Genomic DNA, 4,162 nt, shown 5'->3' on the forward strand with positions numbered 1-4,162 from the left:
CTTTAAGTTTGTCAAAATTGAGTATTTACTTTATTATCTGTTTGGTTGTATGGCTGTTACTGTTTGGTTTTCCAAAATAACGTACAACGTTTTGCAGCTACAAGAAGTTGGCGATTTCGGAGCACTAAACTGTCTGCCAGCACTGAACTTGATACGAAGCACAAAGCTTCATTTAACCACTGAACCGCCAATTTTTTGTAGGTGCTGTTATGTGCTGCCCTTTATTCATTGTCTTGTTGTATTCCATACTTTTTTGTCTTGTCAGCAACAATTTGTCCCTACTTGAATTGATGGACACTTTACATTTCCGTAACTGCAATAAACGCAACAGTCGCCTTGCTTCGGTTTTAAAACGGTCTTACAGTTCTCACATTCATAAAAGAATTGGCAAGCATCGTGGGGCATTGTTTCCTTTTTGCTGTGTCCGCAATTTAGACAAGTAATGGTAGATTGAAAGATAAGTGTTTTCTCCGCTGAAGTAGGGATACAATTTGGACAAGATTTTGCTTTCCGTTTTGCAAAATGATTTACTGCGGTTGCAATGAGTAGTCCAAACATTCCAGTATAAATTAAAGGATGTGAGAAATAAAAATAGTATGAGCCGAAAATTAATACTGAACTGATAAGTGCAATTAGTAAAGGAAAAATGTTTTTGTGTTTGCTATATGACCAAAATTGTCCAAATAGGGCAAGGGCAACAAGTCCTTGAAAAATATACCAAGTGTAACCGCCAAATAATTCAACGCTCCCAAGTCCCAAAGCGGATAAAAGAAACCCATAAAGTGGAAAACAACACGGTGAAAAAATTGCAGTAACAAAGAGTCCTGCTGTTGCAAACTTGTCAATATATGCCTTAGCTGTCATATTTTTTGTTTAAATGAAGTAAAAAAGGGGGCGGATTTCCGCCCCCTTTAACTTGTTACTTTTTCTTTGAGCAACAACTTGCTGTGCCGTTTGTGTAAGGGCAGTCAGCTGTGCCCTTTTTCGGACAGTTCTGAATAATCGGACAATCTGCTTGCCCTTTCTTTGGACAGTTTGCATACTCGGGGCAATCTTTTGTTCCCGCTAACGGACAAGTATCACTTTTATAAGTGAACCCCCCGTAAACGGTTCCGCCAACTGTAAGCGCAACAACCGTAATGATTAACATTGCTTTCTTTTTCATTTTGTTTATTTTTTAAGTTTATAATTTGAATTACAATACAAAGGTGCATTAGGTGAGGGGGTGGTCTCCAAATCTTTTTAAAGATTTTTTTTCTGGTGTTCTTTCACTCGTTCACCAATTTTAGTTATTTCTTTAAATTTTTTCAATATTTCGTCCATTTTGAACTTTGGAAATTGTGTTCTGATAAAATCAATTTTTTCTTCATTTCCGCAATTCCCGGGACAAGCGTCCGCAACTTCAACAATTTTTATTGCAAGGGCTTTTCTGTAAACTTCGTCAAGCAAAAGATTATAAGCCGTGTCAAGTCCGTTGTCCACCGCTTTGAATTGCGTAATTATTTTTTCAGGGTCTTCTTCTTTATCAAGCATTTTTATAAGTCCGTTTACTTGCCCTCCGATTGTCGCCAAACGGGTTTTTATGTCTTGTGTGAGGTCTCTTGGTATCATAATTAAAATTTTTGTCAAAGGTAACACTGTCAATGGGTGGTCGCCAAATTTAAGTTACTGTCGGTCGTTTTAGGGTTGCACATAACGTTTTGCATATTTATGAAGTGGCGGCTTTTGAAAACGGATGTTTCATTTTAGCACTTAACTTTCTTTGATGCACAAAGTTTCCTTTTAGCACTAAACCCGCCATTTCTTAAATATGCTGTTAGCTACAGCTTTTCTTTATATATTCACTTTTTTTAAATATTTTCTTGTAGTTTTTTCTGTTTAATAAGTCCAAAATTGCCTTTTCTTTATTTGCAGTTTTATTATAATATTCTTCCGCAATTCTATATCCGATATAATAGCCTAAATCGGCTGGTCTATTTTTTGATTTACTTCCATTATAAAGCCAATTTGATATGTCAGTTTTATTTTTAGAATAGTCTTGTAAAAACTCTTTTCTTAAAATACAATCATTTTCAAAGCCATATTTAAAGGCAACTTTATTAATAGTTAATCCTGAAATTTTCTCACTTAAAAAATCAGCAACACCTTCACTTATTGTATGCTCTACCAAATCTCGCAAATAACCTTTTTTTTGTTGTGTATGGATTGTTTCGTGTGATACCATTGATACAATATCACCAAACGTTCCAATTACACTTTTCAACCAATTTGGTAGTTCAGATTTATCTGTTTCTGGTGTCGATGCAGCTATTTCAGTACCAATCAAAATTAGATTATCACTAGTTGTTCCGCCTGTTCTTAGACAACCTATTGCAAAACAAACATTGGGTCTTTTAAAGTTAGGAATTTCTTTTTCATGTTTGTCTAATATTCTTTCAATATCGTCTTTTCTGTTTTTTACATTTTCTGTTTCTTTTCTAATAGAACTCCAAAATTTTGGGTATTTATGAATCAAACTTACATACTCTTCTGCTGTAAAATTTCTAACCTTAATGAACTCTTTAAAGAATTCAGTTGAAATGTCTATATATTCTGTTTGAATGATATTTATGCTGTCATTTTTGTTTGAAGCATATTTTAATTTGTCAAAAGCTTTCCAAAAATTTTCGATGTCGCTAGTTTCAATAATCTGCTTATTTTGGCAATTAGCAAATCCAAAAATTAAAACAAAGAGTATTATTATCGGTGTTTTTCTCATAAAGTTGTAGCTAACGGTTTTGGGCTTGGCGAAGGTGGCGACTTTCACCACAAATGTTGATGCGGAGAACCAAACTTTGATTAACCACAAATGTGTCTGCGGAGCACTGAACCGCCACTTTTGCCAAACCCGTGTTATAGCCAGTGGTTCTTGTCATTTTCAATATGCTTTTGCTAATGACGTGAAAATTGTCCACCAGTCTGCCTTTCCTTCTTTCTTTCCAAGTCTTACAATTATTAGGTCTTTTGTTGGATTGACGTAAACAAATTGTCCTAAAATACCTTCAGCCATAAAGTCTTCATTTGGTGTCGGCAACCACCATTGATATTGATAAAAGTTCGCACTTCCTTCTGATGTGTCAAGTCTTGTAGATTCTTCAACCCATCTTTGTGATACAATTTGTTTTCCGTTCCAGTTGCCTTTGTTTTTATATAGTCGTCCTATTTTGGCAAAGTCTCTTGCTCTTGCGTTTAAACAACAAAATGTTTTCTCAAGTCCATTCTTTTTCCTGTCAATACTCCAAGATGCGTCATACTCCATTCCAAGCGGGGTCCATATTTTCTCCTGTAAATATGAAGTAATTGTCTTGTCCTTTAGGGAACGTTCTAAAACCAAACCCAATAGTTGAGTATTACCGCTTACATAATCAAACTGTTTACCCGGTTCTGTTTTCAATTTCATTTTTTCAATTTCTTTCCTAAGATTAAGCCCATAATAAAATGAAGCTGCATCGCCAAAAGGATTTATGTAGCTTTCATTAAATTTAATACCAGATGTCATTTGTAAAAGATGCTTAATAGTTACTTTGTCAAAACCGTTTTTTGTTAGTTCAGGAATATAGTTAGTGATAGGCTCGTCAACGGATTTTATTAAACCTTCGTCAATAGCACAACCAATTAAAATTGACGTAATAGATTTTGCCATTGAGAAAGAAGGAACAATACTTTCTTTGTCATACCCCTTGAAATATTTTTCATACTGAATAGTGTCATTTTTAATAATCAGAAAAGCCACTGTTTTATTATCTTCAAGATATTTGTCAAACGAAGTGCCGTTTAATTCTTTTGGAAATTTTCCTGAATTAGTAGTTTGAAAACTGTACGGTGAAGTGTCGGCAGTTAATGGTCTGGATTGAAATATTTTATGGTCTTTTATGTCGGCAAAGTTGTAAAACACAAAGCGTCCCAATTGACAAGAAGTCAATAATGTTGAAGCAATAATCATTAAAGGTCCAAATCTAATTATTCTAATTTGTCGTCCCATATTTGTCATTTTGTTATTACGGTTGTGTCGTCCTACCATTGGCTATAACGTTTCGGGGGTTTGCGATGGCGGGGTGTTTTAGCACTAAACTTCATTCGGAGAACTGAGCTTCCACCTTGCACAAATGTGTCTGCGAAGCAC

The 4,162-nt window shown here is 34.9% G+C and carries 6 protein-coding genes and 1 pseudogene; all 7 read right to left on the reverse strand.

Annotated elements, in window-relative coordinates; translation table 11 throughout:
* Positions 1-261: 261 nt before the first annotated feature.
* On the reverse strand, positions 262-486 hold the full coding sequence (locus BM141_RS22105; RefSeq protein ID WP_091549606.1) for a GDCCVxC domain-containing (seleno)protein: 225 nt from the start codon (positions 484-486) through the stop codon (positions 262-264).
* 48 nt (positions 487-534) lie between these two features.
* A pseudogene (locus tag BM141_RS23840) lies at positions 535-864 on the reverse strand (MerC family mercury resistance protein); the annotation flags it as partial.
* A gap of 55 nt (positions 865-919) precedes the next feature.
* Positions 920-1,165, reverse strand: coding sequence for a hypothetical protein (locus BM141_RS22710; RefSeq protein WP_143091082.1), 246 nt, complete (start codon positions 1,163-1,165; stop codon positions 920-922).
* Positions 1,166-1,242: 77 nt separating this feature from the next.
* Positions 1,243-1,611, reverse strand: coding sequence for a metal-sensing transcriptional repressor (locus BM141_RS22110; RefSeq protein ID WP_091549607.1), 369 nt, complete (start codon positions 1,609-1,611; stop codon positions 1,243-1,245).
* Between the two features lie 205 nt (positions 1,612-1,816).
* Complete coding sequence (locus BM141_RS22115; RefSeq protein ID WP_177217518.1) at positions 1,817-2,758, reverse strand: gliding motility protein GldB-related protein; 942 nt, start codon at positions 2,756-2,758, stop codon at positions 1,817-1,819.
* A 10-nt stretch (positions 2,759-2,768) separates the two neighbouring features.
* The gene (locus tag BM141_RS23330) at positions 2,769-2,915 is read right to left on the reverse strand and encodes a hypothetical protein (protein ID WP_177217519.1); all 147 of its coding nucleotides are present in this window, start codon (positions 2,913-2,915) and stop codon (positions 2,769-2,771) included.
* A 2-nt stretch (positions 2,916-2,917) separates the two neighbouring features.
* On the reverse strand, positions 2,918-4,021 hold the full coding sequence (locus BM141_RS22120) for a serine hydrolase domain-containing protein (RefSeq protein WP_091549608.1): 1,104 nt from the start codon (positions 4,019-4,021) through the stop codon (positions 2,918-2,920).
* Positions 4,022-4,162 lie beyond the last annotated feature (141 nt).

This window comes from Thermoflexibacter ruber (genome assembly GCF_900113045.1).
Lineage (GTDB): Bacteria > Bacteroidota > Bacteroidia > Cytophagales > Thermoflexibacteraceae > Thermoflexibacter > Thermoflexibacter ruber.